The organism is Vibrio sp. B1FIG11 (assembly GCF_905175335.1).
Lineage (GTDB): Bacteria > Pseudomonadota > Gammaproteobacteria > Enterobacterales > Vibrionaceae > Vibrio > Vibrio campbellii.
Map to the genome: position 1 here is coordinate 343,813 of NZ_HG992752.1, position 15,421 is coordinate 359,233.

At 46.9% G+C, this 15,421-nt stretch carries 11 protein-coding genes and 1 pseudogene; 10 read left to right on the plus strand and 2 right to left on the minus strand.

Features of this window, described 5'->3' with window-relative positions; genetic code table 11:
* Positions 1-108 precede the first annotated feature (108 nt).
* Entirely contained in the window at positions 109-2,823 is a 2,715-nt protein-coding gene (locus KHO06_RS18460) for a DUF2339 domain-containing protein (RefSeq protein WP_212583091.1), read from the minus strand.
* Positions 2,824-3,048: 225 nt separating this feature from the next.
* Between KHO06_RS18460 and KHO06_RS18465 the strand changes: the two genes are divergently transcribed.
* The 4 genes and pseudogenes from KHO06_RS18465 (at position 3,049) to KHO06_RS18480 (ending at position 7,986) form a co-directional block, all read left to right on the plus strand.
* Complete coding sequence (locus tag KHO06_RS18465) at positions 3,049-4,842, plus strand: sodium:proton antiporter (RefSeq protein ID WP_212583092.1); 1,794 nt, start codon at positions 3,049-3,051, stop codon at positions 4,840-4,842.
* Between the two features lie 249 nt (positions 4,843-5,091).
* Positions 5,092-6,111, plus strand: coding sequence for a type 2 isopentenyl-diphosphate Delta-isomerase (gene fni / locus KHO06_RS18470; protein ID WP_038890658.1), 1,020 nt, complete (start codon positions 5,092-5,094; stop codon positions 6,109-6,111).
* Between the two features lie 162 nt (positions 6,112-6,273).
* The gene (locus KHO06_RS18475; RefSeq protein WP_005432388.1) at positions 6,274-6,537 is read left to right on the plus strand and encodes a DUF3012 domain-containing protein; all 264 of its coding nucleotides are present in this window, start codon (positions 6,274-6,276) and stop codon (positions 6,535-6,537) included.
* Positions 6,538-6,803: 266 nt separating this feature from the next.
* Positions 6,804-7,986 (plus strand): annotated as a pseudogene (locus KHO06_RS18480) (diaminopropionate ammonia-lyase).
* Between the two features lie 103 nt (positions 7,987-8,089).
* Here KHO06_RS18480 and KHO06_RS18485 read toward each other — a convergent pair.
* A complete protein-coding gene (locus KHO06_RS18485; RefSeq protein WP_212583093.1) occupies positions 8,090-8,575 on the minus strand; it encodes an Lrp/AsnC family transcriptional regulator in 486 nt (161 codons plus the stop codon).
* 311 nt (positions 8,576-8,886) lie between these two features.
* Between KHO06_RS18485 and KHO06_RS18490 the strand changes: the two genes are divergently transcribed.
* From KHO06_RS18490 to KHO06_RS18515, 6 genes are all read left to right on the plus strand, one after another.
* A complete protein-coding gene (locus KHO06_RS18490) occupies positions 8,887-9,654 on the plus strand; it encodes an aspartate/glutamate racemase family protein (protein WP_212583094.1) in 768 nt (255 codons plus the stop codon).
* 40 nt (positions 9,655-9,694) lie between these two features.
* Positions 9,695-10,888, plus strand: a complete 1,194-nt coding sequence (locus KHO06_RS18495) for a M20 aminoacylase family protein (protein ID WP_212583095.1) — start codon at positions 9,695-9,697, stop codon at positions 10,886-10,888.
* 113 nt (positions 10,889-11,001) lie between these two features.
* The gene (gene dctP / locus KHO06_RS18500; RefSeq protein ID WP_050913236.1) at positions 11,002-12,045 is read left to right on the plus strand and encodes a TRAP transporter substrate-binding protein DctP; all 1,044 of its coding nucleotides are present in this window, start codon (positions 11,002-11,004) and stop codon (positions 12,043-12,045) included.
* A 118-nt stretch (positions 12,046-12,163) separates the two neighbouring features.
* A complete protein-coding gene (locus KHO06_RS18505) occupies positions 12,164-12,706 on the plus strand; it encodes a TRAP transporter small permease (RefSeq protein WP_212583096.1) in 543 nt (180 codons plus the stop codon).
* The gene (locus KHO06_RS18510) at positions 12,703-14,046 is read left to right on the plus strand and encodes a TRAP transporter large permease (RefSeq protein ID WP_212583097.1); all 1,344 of its coding nucleotides are present in this window, start codon (positions 12,703-12,705) and stop codon (positions 14,044-14,046) included. Before KHO06_RS18505 ends, KHO06_RS18510 begins: the two co-directional genes overlap by 4 nt.
* A 32-nt stretch (positions 14,047-14,078) precedes the next feature.
* Entirely contained in the window at positions 14,079-15,260 is a 1,182-nt protein-coding gene (locus KHO06_RS18515; protein ID WP_212583098.1) for a Xaa-Pro peptidase family protein, read from the plus strand.
* Positions 15,261-15,421 lie beyond the last annotated feature (161 nt).

Genomic DNA, 15,421 nt, shown 5'->3' on the forward strand with positions numbered 1-15,421 from the left:
TCAGTCACGCATTCCGCCTTAGAATTCGTCAACCGCTCAATACTCTTCTGGGTCATTCTCGAGAGCGACGAAGGAGCGACGTCGGGAATCTCTTTCTAAGCTCAAACCCTATTCCGCGTGCTCGACAGGTTCCGCGACCGAGCGATGGAGTTTTTGGAATAACCATCCTAATCCAATCAATGATGCTCCTAGGCCCAAGAAGCTGATCGCACGCCAGAAGCCATCCAGTGAGCGAACATCCCATAAGAACACCTTAAGTGCGACGCATGCCAACACGGCTAGGCCAAGGCGTTGAATCGTCATTGCTTTGCGGGTTGCGCCAACCCAAGTCAGTAAGCCGCCGACAATCAAACCAGCGATCGAGTAAGTAAACAGCTCTGCCATGCCAGTCGGTTGCGCTAGTGTCATAGAGATAGGTTGCCAGAACTGGCGAATCGACATACCTAGCCAAACGGCCGCTAAGATAAGACCAAAGCTGGCAACAACAGGACGCGGGATCTGTAATGTGTTCCAACGCTTGTAAGCGGTTACGAGCAAGACAATCGCAGGCAGCAGCCAGCCAAGAGATAGCATGTTGAACACAGGCATGGATTCCGCGGAAACATTATTGACCACTAACGGCGATTCAAGGCTATTGAGCAACATCATCAGCACAACAAAAGTGCCCCAAAGAAGGTAGCTGTATACTTGATAAACGCGTTCTAGTTGCTGCGCAAACTGGCTGCGATAGCTGTAAACCAACCCCATCACTAATGCTTGGTTAGCAAACACAATCGCCGAAGTGAAATCGATGTAGCCAAGATAGCCGTATTGCCCCGTCAGCCAGTAGTTGGTCTGGGTGAACACCGCCATCAAGAAGACGTGTAGAAACGCCCCTTCAAACCAATTAGCGAGTTCTGTATCTGAGCGATGTAACACAGTGCGAGCGTAAGCAAGAATTACCAACGACGGCAGGTAACTGATCAGCACCCAAGCCCAGTGTCCCGCATTGACAGGTTGCCACTCTGGAATAAACGGTAACAGCGTAAGACGTACGACTAAGATGCTCATTGCGACTTTCACTGCCCAATTCGCTGGGCGAAAAACATTGGCTTGAGTCTGCAACGCCATAACCGCCAATTGAATCGAAATAGCAGTCGTGAGCCACGTATCATTCAGCCAGACAAAAGCCGTTCCGGCAATGATGGCATGCATGATGGCTGAGCACTCCAGCGCCAGCGCTTTGAACCTTTGTCCGAGCATGGCGTAGTAAACCGCAATTGAAGCGGTGAAGAGTGTCCAACCTAAAACATGACGGCTCATGAACTCGTAGGTGTACAGCAGGGTAATCAAGGTCATCGCAGGGGCGAGCACAAGGAAGAGAATGCCTGTCGGTTGAGAGCGGTCACCTGCGAGTGTCTGTAATAATGTTCGCAGTGCAATCAACACGATACTAATGCCGAGCGCGACCAGTACTGGCGTTTGCCCTTCAGCCATATAGATAGATTCAAGCGCGATAGAAAGCAGCATGATCGCGGTAGAAGGCACCAATATCGATGGTAAATAGGCTCTTAATGACCAAGTTTTGCGAACGGCTGGTAGCCAAATCATGGCAGTAAAGAAGGCATAGAAGTAAATCATCTCAGCGGTATCAACGCTAGACATGCGAGCCAGTGCCGACAGCACTAACAAGGTAATCGCGAGAGCAATACCTGTCGGTGGATGTGTCCATTTGCCTTGGCAATGACGGTAACGCGGTTTGAGCATCCAACCCATTCTTGGCACCGCAAACAGCAGGTATAAACTGAGTGATAGGAAGATCGCAAGCCATGAGAAAAGTTGCTCTATCGGCATGCTCTCAATCAGCAATAGCATCCACAAAATATGAGGCACGGTAATCGATGGTGAAATCCAAGCGTGTCGGATCTTTTGCATCAGTAGCGTCGCGGCAACTGAAATTGCAGTGATGTAGCCAGCGAGTAAGTAATAGTTGGGCTCCGCACCGCCAATCCAAAGGGGCGCTGAATAACCACCGATTAAGCCGAGCACCGCCATCAAAGGACCTTGGCGTAGAGAAAGCGCTAAGCTCGAAAATGCCGCGCCTGCCAAGATCACCAGTGATGCACTTGGTGATAAGAGCTGATAGAAGACAAACGCAAAAATCACCGTGCAGTAGATGCCAGTTAACCCTGTCCCGGTAATGGCAGCAGGGACGTAGGTAAAGCCTTTCGCTCGTTCTGCTCGGTCTGGGGATTTTTGTTCACGGCGATGGAACCATTCACCTGCTATCACGGTAGCAAGAGAGATGGAGAATGCGATGGTCACGCGCATGATTGGAGAGAATTCAATGTGGCTGCCAATCACTTGTACGAGGTAACCGCCACCAATCAACATGGCGAGCGCACCAACCCAAACCAACCAGTTTTCTTGGATGTTGGTCAGCAGTTTATTGGCCTGTTTCTCGAACACGGACTCACTGCTCTGCGCCAGCTCACCGATATGGACTTCATCGGCTGAAGGGAGGCTCGGTTCAACAATTGGCTGTGGCGCTTGTTTCGCTGCTAGAGGTGTAACTTTCGATTCAGACTCCGGTGCTGGTTTATTAGGTTGTGTAGCGTTTTCAGTTGGCGTTGGAACATGCCGTGCCTGAGGGGCATCGTGTTGCTCAGGTTTAAAAGTCGGCGATGCGCCTTTCTCAAACCAACGCGCACGAAGCTCTGCCAGCTCTTTATGAAGCTGAGACACTTCGTCCTCTAGCCTCGATATTCGACTGACAGCTTTCAACGTGATGAGCATGGCGAAAATCGCCAAGATAACCGCTAATGAGATAAACAACTGCTGCACTCCCTATCCGTTGTTTGAGAATCCTTAACTTTGAGCAACTTAGCTAAGCTTAGTTCACTGTGTGACAAGCTAACGGGATATACAACACTGAACAAGAAATTTGAGAGAAAGTCGCATATTTGAACGAAAACTGGCGGAGCATCCACACTAAACTAATCTTTTTTATAGAGTTAATCGGTTTTGGGTGAAAGCTCACCAGAACAATAACAAATTAGGTGATGATAAATGCAAGTGGGCAACGAAGCGCTGGTGCTGTCGGCGGTTGGGGTAATAGGTTTAGGTTGTCAGTGGTTAGCGTGGCGAATGCGCTTGCCTGCCATTCTCTTCTTACTGTTAGCGGGCATCATTGTTGGCCCGATCCTGCAATGGCTTAACCCAGACGAGATTCTTGGGGACTTACTTTTCCCCTTAGTTTCCCTCGCGGTGGCAGTGATTCTGTTTGAGGGCAGCTTAACCCTGAATTTTAAAGAGATTCGCGGCGTAAGTGGCTCTGTTTGGAGCATCGTCTCTGTCGGTGCAATCATTTCTTGGGTGGCCACCAGTGTGGCAACGCACTACTTTCTTAATTTTACTTGGGAGCTCTCAATCTTGTTCGCCAGTTTAACCGTGGTTACTGGTCCAACGGTGATTGTGCCGTTGCTGAGAACCGTGCGGCCAACCTCAAAACTGGCCAATATTCTGCGTTGGGAAGGCATACTCATTGACCCGTTAGGTGCGCTGTTTGTGGTGATGGTGTACGAGTTTATTGTTTCGCACAATGCGGTTAATAGCGTTGAAGTGTTTGCTACTATCATTGCGGTAGGTTTGATTATTGGTGCTTTGTCTGGTGCTGCTGTGGCCACCATTTTGCGTAGAGCTTGGTTGCCGGAGTACCTTCAGCCGTTTGCGGTATTGATGGTGGTACTCGGTGTGTTCTCGATATCTAATCAGATGGAATCGGAAGCGGGCCTACTGACGGTCACCGTGATGGGGATGTGGTTAGCGAACGCTAAGGGCATCAACATTCAGCAGATCCTCCACTTCAAAGAGCACTTAACCATCTTGTTGATCACCGGATTGTTCATTTTCCTAGCGGCACGCATCAGTCTGGATGATTTCGCGGCGCTTGGTAGCGGTGCGGTGTTGCTGTTTGCTTTCATGCAGTTGGTTTCACGTCCACTTTCAATTTTCGTTTCAACCATTCGTAGTAACTTAACCTTCAAAGATAAGCTGTTCCTCTCATGGGTTGCGCCGCGCGGTATCGTGGCCGCGTCCATCTCGTCTCTGTTTGCTATCAAGCTAACAGAATACGGTATTTCAGAAGCTATGCTGTTGGTACCAATGACCTTCATGGTGATCATCGGCACGGTAGTGCTGCAAAGTGCGACGGCTCGGCCTGTTGCGAAAGCGTTGGGAGTTGCTGAGCCGGCGCCAAGAGGCTTCCTATTGATTGGCGCAAACCGAGTGGCGCAAGAGATAGGTAAAGCGCTGGCGAGATACGATCGCAAAGTTCTGCTCACCGATTCGAACTGGGACTACATTAGCCAAGTTCGCATGTTGGGCCTAGACCATTACTACGGCAATCCGATTTCCAGCCACGCCGATGACAACCTGAACCTAATTGGTATCGGTCAAGTGGTGGCACTGACGCCAGATCAACATTTCAACATCATGGCTTGTATGCAATTTGTCAGCGAGTTTGGCGAAGATAAAGTCCATTGTCTGCAGAAAAACAAAACCAACGGCAGTGAAAAACACTCGGTTGCGGAAGAGTATCACGGCAAACTGCTGATGGGTGGCAATGTTAGTTACGCCCAAATGGCCAGTTTGTTGAGCCAAGGTGCAGAAATCAAACACACCAAACTAAGTGAGAGTTTTACCTACCAAGATTACCTTGAGCACCACAAAGACAACCTGGTAATTCCGCTTTTCCATGTTGAAGAGAAAGGCAGAATTCAATTCTGTGATGATCCAGACCAGTTCACGCCACCTATAACCAGCACGGTGGTGGCGCTTATTCAATTGGTCGAGACTCAATAGCCTAAATGACATCTAGAACTGCCACTCTTGGCACATCGGAGTGGCAACATTGTTAATCGTTACCCAAGCTTAATAGTTCAGTGAGGCGCAGTGTTTTAAACGCAGTGCCTCGATATGCTTTCTTAGTCATAAAGCGAGAGCCCACAAGGCTCGATTCGGTAAATAAATTGTTCAATTTCCGAATTTTCGCATTGACGGCAATGACAAGGATCGCAATACTGCGCGACTGTTTTACTTTAGGGTGACATTATGGCTCCGCAATCTAATCGCAAAGACTTACATCTAGACGCTGTTTTACATCATGACATGAACATGAAAAGCAAAACGGCGGGCTTTGAGTCTGTCGAATTCGAGCATTGCGCATTGCCTGAATGTGACTTTAACGCTGTCGATCTTTCGAGTGAGTTCCTTGGTCACTCATTGGCACTGCCATTTTTGATCAGTTCAATGACTGGTGGCGCAAAAGATGCAGAGATCATCAACTGCCGTTTGGCAGAAGCCGCGAGTGAAATGGGCATTGCGATGGGGGTTGGCTCGCAGCGAGTGAGCCTAGAAGACAGCCTTCACTCAGGTTTGGGCAAAACCATTCGTGATCTCGCTAAAGGCGTGCCTTTGTATTCCAACTTGGGTGCCGCTCAATTGAGGGACAAACAGCGATTCGATAATGCTCAGCGTGCGGTGGATTTTATCCAAGCAGACGCTTTATTCGTGCATCTTAACCCGATGCAAGAAGCCTTTCAGCAGAATGGTGATCATGATTGGATTGGTGTACTTAAATCGATTGAGCAACTAAAACAGCGCGTCGATGTACCGATGATTATCAAAGAGGTGGGCTTTGGCATCAGTGGCGTGGTGGCTAAACAACTCGTCGAAGTGGGCGTGGATGCGATTGATGTTGCGGGTGCTGGTGGCACAAGTTGGTCTGCAGTTGAGGGTTACTGTCAGACAGACAATAAAATGCAGCGCGCAGCTGAATTGTTCCGTGATTGGGGCATTCCAACGGCTAAGTGCTTAGAGCAAATTCGCACCCAATACCCTGACTTACCTTTAATTGCATCTGGTGGCGTGTATAACGGCTTAGAAGTAGCGAAAGCGGTGCATCTTGGCGCCAACCTTGTTGGGCAAGCTGGTGCGGTATTAAAAGCCGCAACAATCAGCACAGAATCTATCGTCGAACACTTTGAACAAATGGCATTAGAGCTGCGTTTAGCGTGCTTTGGTACGGGTTCTGCGAACCTTCAAGCCCTGACTCAAGCTCGTCGTCTTTAAACTTCATTACTCACATTCACTGACTTATCGATGCAGTTAGATTGCATTTGCTGAATTTTGCCTCCTTTACGGAGCGAGAGTCGATAAATTGTCGTTGGCTTAACACGAGCAGTGATATTTTGGGTATAGTTCATTCATCAATTGAAAGTGGAACCTGAATTTATGAAAAAACTGGTAATGCTACTGCTAGCGGCAACAGCGCTAACAGCATGTTCTGACGAAGTAGGTACAGAAGCTTGGTGTAAAGACATGCGTGAAAAGCCAAAGACAGAATGGACAACAGACAACGCAGTTGATTTCGCGAAGCATTGTGTTCTGCAAGATGGCATCGGTAGCGAGCAGTGGTGTGAAGACCTAAAAGAAAAACCAAAAGGTGAATGGACGGCAAACGAAGCAACAGGTTTTGCTAAGCACTGCGTGTTCTAAATCTCTTCGCACATCACTTCTTTAATGGAAAGTAACAATGGAATCCATCGTATTGAATTAATACGGTGGATTTTTTGTATCGAATAAAAGAAAGCCCTTGTGCGGATTTTCCTCACTCTATATCAAGTTAATCATCGAAAACTGCGTTTTACCCTAGCACAAGGCATTTAAGCTGCATCTAAGCTCGTTAAACTTTAATGGTTGGCAATTTCATATCGCATCGCCGTATGAAGTTGAATATAAGAACAATTTAAGGACGAGCATCTATGCAGTTATTGACGGGTAAACTGAGCCACTTCTCCAATCCCTTATCGCGTTCTAGTCTTACGTATTCTGACGAACAAAGAGAGATTCTTAATCTAGAAGACGCACGACTAGCGATCGACAGTATTTCTCAATGGCCGGGTTATGTGGCCACGCCTTTACATTCATTAAAATCAGTCGCGGATCAGATCGGCGTTTCGTGCTTCTGGTACAAGGATGAATCGCAAAGATTTGGTCTTAAAAGTTTTAAAGCATTAGGCGGTGCGTATGCCGTAGCTCGTCAATTACAAGATGTGATTATGCAGCGTTATGGTAAGAAGCCGACGATACAAGCGTTGCTACAAGGTGAGTGGAAGTCTGAAGCTGCTGAAATCGTGGTGAGCTGCGCCACCGATGGAAATCATGGACGCTCTGTCGCATGGGGAGCGCAAATGTTTGGCTGCGGGTGCGTCATTTATATTCACAAAGATGTTTCCGAGGGTCGTAAACAGGCCATGGAAGCCTTCGGTGCACAAGTTGTCAGAATTTCCGGTAACTATGATGAATCGGTACGTTTGGCTGACAGTGAAGCCAAAGCTCATGATCGTGTGATTGTCTCTGACACTTCTTATGAAGGCTACATGGAGATCCCTAAAGATGTCGCGCTTGGCTACACAGTGATGCTGTCGGAAATTGTCGAGCAACTTGATGGGGATATTCCAACTCATGTGTTCGTGCAAGGTGGCGTTGGTGGGTTAGCCTCAGCGGTTTGTGGATACTTCTGGGATCTTTGGGGGGGCGCAGCGCCCGAGGTTTATTATTGTCGAACCGGAGCAAGCCAATTGCCTGCAGAAAAGCGCGCAAGCTGGCAAACCTGTAGTGGTTGAAGGCGATTTAGAAACCTTGATGGCCGGTTTGGCTTGTGGCGAAGTCTCTACCTTAGCGTGGAGCATTCTTCATAATGGTGCCGATGACTTTATGACGCTGAGTGAAGATGCCATTCCTCAGGCTATGCGATTTTTGGCCCATGGAGAGAATCGTATCGAAGCAGGGGAGTCTGCGGTTCCGGGGTTTGCGGCAGCAGTAATCGCTCGTCAAGATGGTGGCTATTCACAAGCACTTGGTTTGGGGGCAGAAAATAAAGTACTAGTGATAGGTACAGAGGGGGCAACGGACCCTGAACTCTACCAACAGTTGGTGAAATGAGCCCCGAGTTTGTTTCAAACCATCTGATAGGTGAAATCATTAAACGGCGCTTGCAAGGAAGCGCCGTTTTTATATCCACCATTGACTGCTTTTTCTGCTCTTGTCATTGGTCATCAATTGGGATTGTAAGCCCCACTTTCACGTTATCCATCACCACGTTGGTTTGAAAGCTTTTGATGTTGGCATTGTCGAAAAACGCTTCTCGTGTAAATTTGTCATAACCTTCCATGTCTGCCGAAGTGACAATAAGAATAAAGTCTGAACTTCCAGTCACATAGTAACACTGTTGTACCGAACGATTTGCGGTCATCTCTTTCTTAAAATTGTGCATCAAGTCGACCCTTTCTCTTTCCAACGTCACTTGCACAACAAAAGTCATGGTTTGGCCTACAGCCTTGGGATTCACAACAGAGATATCGGCTTGTATTACCCCTTGAGCTCTCATGCGCTTTAATCGACGCTGCACCGCTGCTGGTGATAGCCCTACCTGGTCAGCAATAGTGTCTGATGTCGCTCTATTTGAATGCTGGACAATGTCGAGAATTTTTCGGTCGAAACTATCGACGGAAAGTGGTGGCGTTGACGTCATGACGATCGATTCCTTTCTGCCTGTAATGGATGGAAGCCATATGGTGAGCTAATCATGCTCTGGCTCCGAATTGTGACCTCACTCATGAGCGAATGTCTTGTTTTTACTAATTAAAGGAAAACCACTATAGCTCACCAAAAATGCAGAAAATCCGCACAATACTGGAGTCATTCGATGAAATTCCTTGTTGTCGTCAAGGCATTATTAATCTTGTAAACAAAATGTAAAGCAATAATAAATCGAAACGAAAGGCGAATTGGCAGTACCAAAACGTCAAGTTTCAGCAAGATATTGATGGATAGGATGCGAGCATGGAAGTGGGATCAGTAGCGCTACAGAATGAACTGGATAATCTTGCGAGTGCAGGTCGTGTGGGTGTTATTTCGCTGGCGACAGACTTTAATATCGAGAACGATTTACGCCAACTATTCCCACAAGATGTCGCTTCATTTACCAGTCGGGTGCGCAACTACAATCCGCTAACCATAGAGAATCTGCGTCGTATGGAGCCTGGAATCCAAGAGGTGGCGGATACGATTCTTCCTGGGACAGCGCTAGATGTGGTTATCTATGCGTGTACATCGGGCACTATTGCGATCGGAGAACAGCGCATCATCGACCTTATTCAGGCACATCACCCTGATGCAAAAGTGACAAACCCAGTTACTGCAGCTCTCGCTGCGTTTGAACGATTGAACATAAAGCGCGTCTCCATTGTTACGCCCTATACGCAAGCAGTAAACCAAGACGTGGCCGCCTTTTTCTCTACGGTAGGTATCGAAGTACTGAACATCGTAGGCTTTGATTTTGAAGATGACACCGCGATGACGTTCATCTCGCCAAATGATATTGCTCATGCGGCAATACAAGCTTGTCATCCCGATGCTGATGCCGTTTTCATTTCTTGTACCGCGCTGCGAGCGACCACGGTTATTCACGATATTGAAGCTGCAATAAACAAGCCAGTGTTATCCAGTAACCAAGTACTGGCTTGGCACGCTTTGGCACTTCTTAGCTACCCCAAGCACATCGAAGGTTTTGGTCTCCTTTTAGAGCAGCACTTGCCACTCAACCTTTAATTACTTCGCTTTTAAAACTGATTTTAAGGGATTTTCTGTTATGCATTCATCTACGCCTATCGACCCTAACCAGCTCTCCTCTGAATTGATTCAGAACATGATGGAGTGGCGTCAACATCTACATCGATTCCCTGAATGCGGGTTTGATGTCGATATGACCGCAGACTTTATCGCAAACAAGTTACAAAGCTTTGGTATTGAAGTTGTGCGGAATATAGGAAAAACCGGCTTAGTTGGGATACTGCGCAACGGACAAAGTGAGGCCAGCATTGGTCTTCGAGCCGATATGGATGCGCTTCATGTACATGAGAAAAATACCTTTTCTTACTGCTCTCAGCATGATGGGAAGATGCACGCCTGTGGCCACGATGGGCATTCTGCCATGCTGCTTGGTGCCGCTTGCTATCTTGCCGAATACGGTGAATTTGACGGGACAGTTTACTTCATATTTCAACCCGATGAAGAGCATGGAAAAGGGGCGCAAGCCATGATTGACGATGGGTTGTTTGAGCGATTCTCCATCGATGAAGTCTATGGCATTCACAACTTTCCGGGACTAGCGGAAGGGAAATTGATGGTCAGGCCCGGTTCATTGATGGCGAGTGAGACAAGCTTTGAAATTGTGATTAAAGGTGTCGGTGGGCATGCTGCTCTACCACACCAAGGGGTAGATCCTCTCGTGGTCGGTGCACAGGTTATTTTGGGGCTGCAAACCATCGTTTCGCGAAGCTTAAGCGCAATTCATGACTCTGCGGTGGTATCCGCAACGGAATTTATCACCGACGGCACGGTGAATGTTATCCCTACAACGGTGACCATTAAAGGAGACTGTCGCTGCTTTACCGAGCGCAGCCTAGATACTATCCGAACGCGCATGGAACAAATTGTGGCAGGGCTTTGCCAAGCGGCAGGTGCGGATTACACGTTTGAATTCATCAATACATTTTATCCGACCATCAACAGCCATGAACAAACCGCTTATGCCGTGTCGACTGCGCAGCAAGTGTTGGGAATTAACAACGTTGATGGCGATTGTGACCCGATAACCATCTCGGAAGACTTCTCCAGCATGTTACGTGTTAAGCCGGGCTGTTATGTGTTGCTCGGTAATGGCGTTGATTCTGTTGGTGGATGTGCATTGCACAACCCTAAATACGATTTTAACGATCGGATTTTGAAATTCGGTACGAGTTACTGGATTCAATTGGTTAGAAATCGATTGAACCCATCGTAAGGAGAATGACTGGCGGAGGTTTTGAAAAGTGGTCGTCCTCTGTGAGTTCAAGATAAGCGCGAAAATGAGGGATTTCATTTTGCGTATCACTTGGAAGGAAAAGGAAGAAAAGGATGAAAAAATTAAGCGCGGCAATTTTAAGCTTAGGTGTTGTGTTTGGTGTTCATGCCGAAACATGGAAGTTTGCTTCAGAAGAGGACAAAACTGACGTTCAAGATATTTACGCTCAGAAGTTTGCCGAGGTGATCAAGAAAGAGTCGGATGGTGACATTCGTGTTCGTATTTATTACTACGGGCAGTTGGGTACGGAAAACGACATAGTCGAGCTTGCCGCGAAAGGTACCATCCAGTTTGTTTCCGTTGGGGCTGGGCATTTGGGGTCTTACGTGCCTGAAGTACAAGCTGTGAGCTTACCGTATGTGCTGGGGACGGATGAGAAAATCACGCATCAAGTCTTAACGAAAAGCCCGACGATTTATAATCAACTTGCTCCTAAGTTTGAGAGTGTGAACCTAAAATTGCTGTCCATGATGTCTGAAGGCGAGATGGTTTGGGGAGGCAACAAACCGATCCGTACGCCAGAGGATTTTGCCAATCAGAAGATCCGAACGTTCACTTCAACCATTCCTGTTGAAACTTATAAAGCCTTTGGAGCAACTCCAACGCCATTGTCTTGGGGAGAAGTTTATGGCTCTCTTCAACTGAAAACGATTGATAGCATGGTCAACCCAATCTACTTCATATACAACGCGAAATGGCATGAAGTTCAGGACTATTTGATGTTCCCAGGGCAGCAGCCTTATGTGAGTACCGTATCGACCAACAGCAAGTGGTACAACGGCTTGTCTAAGGAGAAGCAAGCCATGGTTGATAAAGCGATCAAAGCCGCAGATCAGGCTGCCTACGATTACCAAATTCGCATCAACAAAGAAAACATGGAGAAGATCCTTAAAGAGCGCCCAGATCTTGAAGTGGTGATTCTATCTGAAGAAGAAAGAGAGCGCTTTAAAGTGCTGAGTGAGCAGCTTCATGATACCTATTTTGATGTTGTCGCGAATGCTTATCCGACAGACCAGCAGGCTGAAGCTCGCCAAGGAGCAAAAGTCATTCTTGAAAATATCTTAGATGAAGTGCGTGTGGCATCTAAAACGCAATAACGCTTTATAAGGTAACGGTTATCCGTTTGAGTAAGTGAAACGGATAACCCTCTTTTCTGCCTATCAATCAGGGTAGAAAGGGTGGTAATGCTCAAGGACGTATGGAGCTCAGCGAGCGATGAAAGATCTGTTACATAAAATGAGTGTTGTGACGGAAAAGCTGGAACGCTTTCTTATCATGATAGCCATTCTTGCCATGATGGCGAATTCTACGGCTAATGCGATTGGCCGTTATGCTTTTAATAAAAGTCTATTTTTTTCTGAAGAGCTCAATCAGTTTTTGATTGTGACGGTGACCTTTGTGGGTTTTGCTTACGCGGTAAGGCAAGGTCGCAACATACGAATGACAGCAGTCTATGACTCGCTGAGTTTTCGTGCTCAAAAAATCCTCACCACAATGATCGCGTTGTGCACTGCGCTTCTTATGTTCTATCTAGCGTACCAAGGTTTGCTCTATGTTGAAGAGCTTAAATCTATCAACCGACTTAGTCCTGCATTGCAGTTTCCAGTTTATTGGGTGTACTCAATCATTCCTATCGGATTTGCGATTGCCGGTTTGCAATATTCAATGAGTTTTATCATGAACTTGCTACACCAAGAGATCTACGTGTCTTTCGATGTTATTGAAACGAAAAATAAAGCCAAAGGTGAATTCGAATGAGTAGCGTGACACAGTTTATCTCTGACATCATTGCTGGAGATCCGGATATTTATGTCATGACCTTCACCTTAGTCACGGTGATGGTTATCCTGCTGTTTCTTAGCTTTCCTATGATCGTTCCTCTAGCAGTGGGAGCTTTAATTGGTCTCATCCACTTTTCTCAGGTGGAACCCGGTGTCGTCATTCAGCAGATGGTTACTGGCATTTCGCCAAACGCTTTGATTGCGGTTCCGATGTTCATCTTGGCTGCGGACATCATGACCAGAGGGCACACTGCATACAATTTGCTGGGATTAATTCAGGCTTTTGTTGGGCATCTGCGCGGCGGTCTTCCGATCACAACTTGTATTAGTTGTACCTTGTTTGGTTCAGTCTCAGGCTCGACTCAAGCGACGGTTGTATCTGTTGGACAAATCATGCGACCTAAGCTGTTGCAAGCAGGGTACAAAGACAGCTTCGTGATGGCGCTGATCATCAATGCAAGCGACATTGCGTTCTTAATCCCACCGAGTATTGGTCTGATCCTTTATGGCACCCTCGCCAATGCCAGTGTTGGTGAATTGTTTATCGCCGGTATTGGCCCGGGGCTAGTTTTGGCAGGGCTGTTTTCACTGTATAGCTATGCCTACAGCGTAAAACACAGTGACAGCCTTACCTTGGTAGAGAAAGCCAGCAAAGCGGAAAAGCTGCTCGCGATTAAACAAGCGATTTTGCCTCTTGGTTTCCCTGCGTTAATTATTGGCGGTATCTATTCTGGTATTGTCACGCCAACAGAAGCCGCCTCGTTTGCGGTGCTGTATGCCATTATTGTTGAATGCCTTTTATACCGAAAACTGGGCGTCAAAGACATTTGTGATGCGGCTTTAAATACAGGGCTGATTACTGCGGTTGTGTTTGTTTTGGTTGGTATTGGGCAAGCTTTTTCATGGTACATCTCATTCGAACAAATACCTCAAGAATTACTTGCACCTCTTGAGCTGGACAATGCGTCACCAGAATACATCCTGTTTATCATCGCGTTAACTTTCTTTGTGGGTTGTATGTTTGTCGATTCGCTTGTGGTGTTACTGATACTCACACCGATATTTATGCCTATCGTCAATGCCGCAGGAATCGATCCGATTTTGGTGGGTGTTATGGTGACGCTACAAATGGCAATTGGCTCCGCTACCCCTCCTTTCGGTTGCGATATCTTTACCGCCATTGCCATCTTTGAAAAGCCGTATATGGAAGTCATACGTGGCACGTTACCTTTCTTTCTCATCCTAATATTGATGTCTGCGTTGCTGATTTTCTTCCCTGATATCGCCTTGTTACCAAGAGACATTTTGTTTAACTAACGCTGTGTTTAGCGCACTAAAAAGGATTAAAAGTGAGTACATTACCTTTAATTGCACCACCAAGGGGCTTTGAAAAAGCGGAATTTGAACAGCGTACTTACGAGTTGCAAAAGCGCATGAGAGAGCAGCAAATTGACGCCGCTTTCTTTACAACGGAACCTGAATTTCGCTATTTCAGCGGTTTTAAATCTCAGTTTTGGGAGAGCCCTACGCGACCATGGTTTCTCGTTGTCCCGAGCACTGGTAAACCTATTGCCGTGGTTCCGGAGATCGGCGCGTCAGGCTTTGAAGATACATGGATAGATGATGTAAGAAGCTGGCCGTCGCCTCGACCAGAAGATGATGGCATTTCTCTATTGGCAGCGACGTTAGCTGAAGTGAGTGCGTGCACACGTAACATTGGTGCAATGATTGGTCCAGAAACGCACTTGCGTATGCCTGCTCAAAACTTTCAATTGCTACAAAGTAAGTTGAGTCAACATGATGTAATTGATGTCTCTTTGATTGTTCGTGATATTCGCAGCATTAAATCGAAAGCTGAAATTGACAAGATTCGTTTTGCTTGTCAGGTGACTGCTGCGGGGTTTGAGTTTTTGAAGCATCGTCTCGCAATAGGAATGACCGAGCGCGAAGCGTGTAAAGCAATGCATATAGAAATGCTGCGGTTGGGGGCTGACAGTTGCCCTTATTTAATATCTGGATCGGGAATCGGCGGCTATGACAGCATCATTATGGGGCCGAGTGATAGGGTGCTAACGGAGGGAGACTTACTGATTATTGATACCGGTGCAAACTATGATGGGTATTTCAGTGACTTCGACAGAAACTATGCCTTTGGTCAAATAGATGAAGAGACTCAGCTGGCGTACGATGCGGTCTATCAAGCTACCGAAGCGGGGCTACAAATGGCAGAGCCGGGGCGAACCACAGGTGATATTTGGCAAGCAATGTGGTCTGTGCTCGAGAAAAACGGTGCATTAGGTAATGATGTCGGACGCATGGGGCATGGGCTTGGAATGCAACTGACAGAATGGCCTTCTCATGTTCCAGACGGTGACGTCATATTAAAGCCGGGTATGGTACTCACACTGGAGCCGGGAATGGCGTTTGCTCAGGGGAAAATGATGGTTCATGAAGAAAACATCGTCATTACCGAGCGTGGTTGTGAACTACTTCATGATAGAACATGGAAGAATTTGCCAGTGATACGTTAAAGAGCAAGGCTTACCAAAGCTGAGCATTACGCTCGGCTTTCTTGTATCTGTCTGTTGACTCTCAATTTTTCGTTCCATTTTTGCAAACCTGATTTACTTATCTTTATTTCGTCTTATTGGACTGGCATGGTTATCGTCATTCCAATAAGAGAAGGACTAAA

Bases quoted from the DNA above. Each gene is read 5' to 3' on its own strand.
- KHO06_RS18465 (WP_212583092.1), top strand. From the start codon at position 3,049: ATGCAAGTGGGCAACGAAGCGCTGGTGCTGTCGGCGGTTGGGGTAATA.
- fni (WP_038890658.1), top strand. From the start codon at position 5,092: ATGGCTCCGCAATCTAATCGCAAAGACTTACATCTAGACGCTGTTTTA.
- KHO06_RS18475 (WP_005432388.1), top strand. From the start codon at position 6,274: ATGAAAAAACTGGTAATGCTACTGCTAGCGGCAACAGCGCTAACAGCA.
- KHO06_RS18485 (WP_212583093.1), bottom strand. From the start codon at position 8,575: ATGACGTCAACGCCACCACTTTCCGTCGATAGTTTCGACCGAAAAATT.
- KHO06_RS18490 (WP_212583094.1), top strand. From the start codon at position 8,887: ATGGAAGTGGGATCAGTAGCGCTACAGAATGAACTGGATAATCTTGCG.
- KHO06_RS18495 (WP_212583095.1), top strand. From the start codon at position 9,695: ATGCATTCATCTACGCCTATCGACCCTAACCAGCTCTCCTCTGAATTG.
- dctP (WP_050913236.1), top strand. From the start codon at position 11,002: ATGAAAAAATTAAGCGCGGCAATTTTAAGCTTAGGTGTTGTGTTTGGT.
- KHO06_RS18505 (WP_212583096.1), top strand. From the start codon at position 12,164: ATGAAAGATCTGTTACATAAAATGAGTGTTGTGACGGAAAAGCTGGAA.
- KHO06_RS18510 (WP_212583097.1), top strand. From the start codon at position 12,703: ATGAGTAGCGTGACACAGTTTATCTCTGACATCATTGCTGGAGATCCG.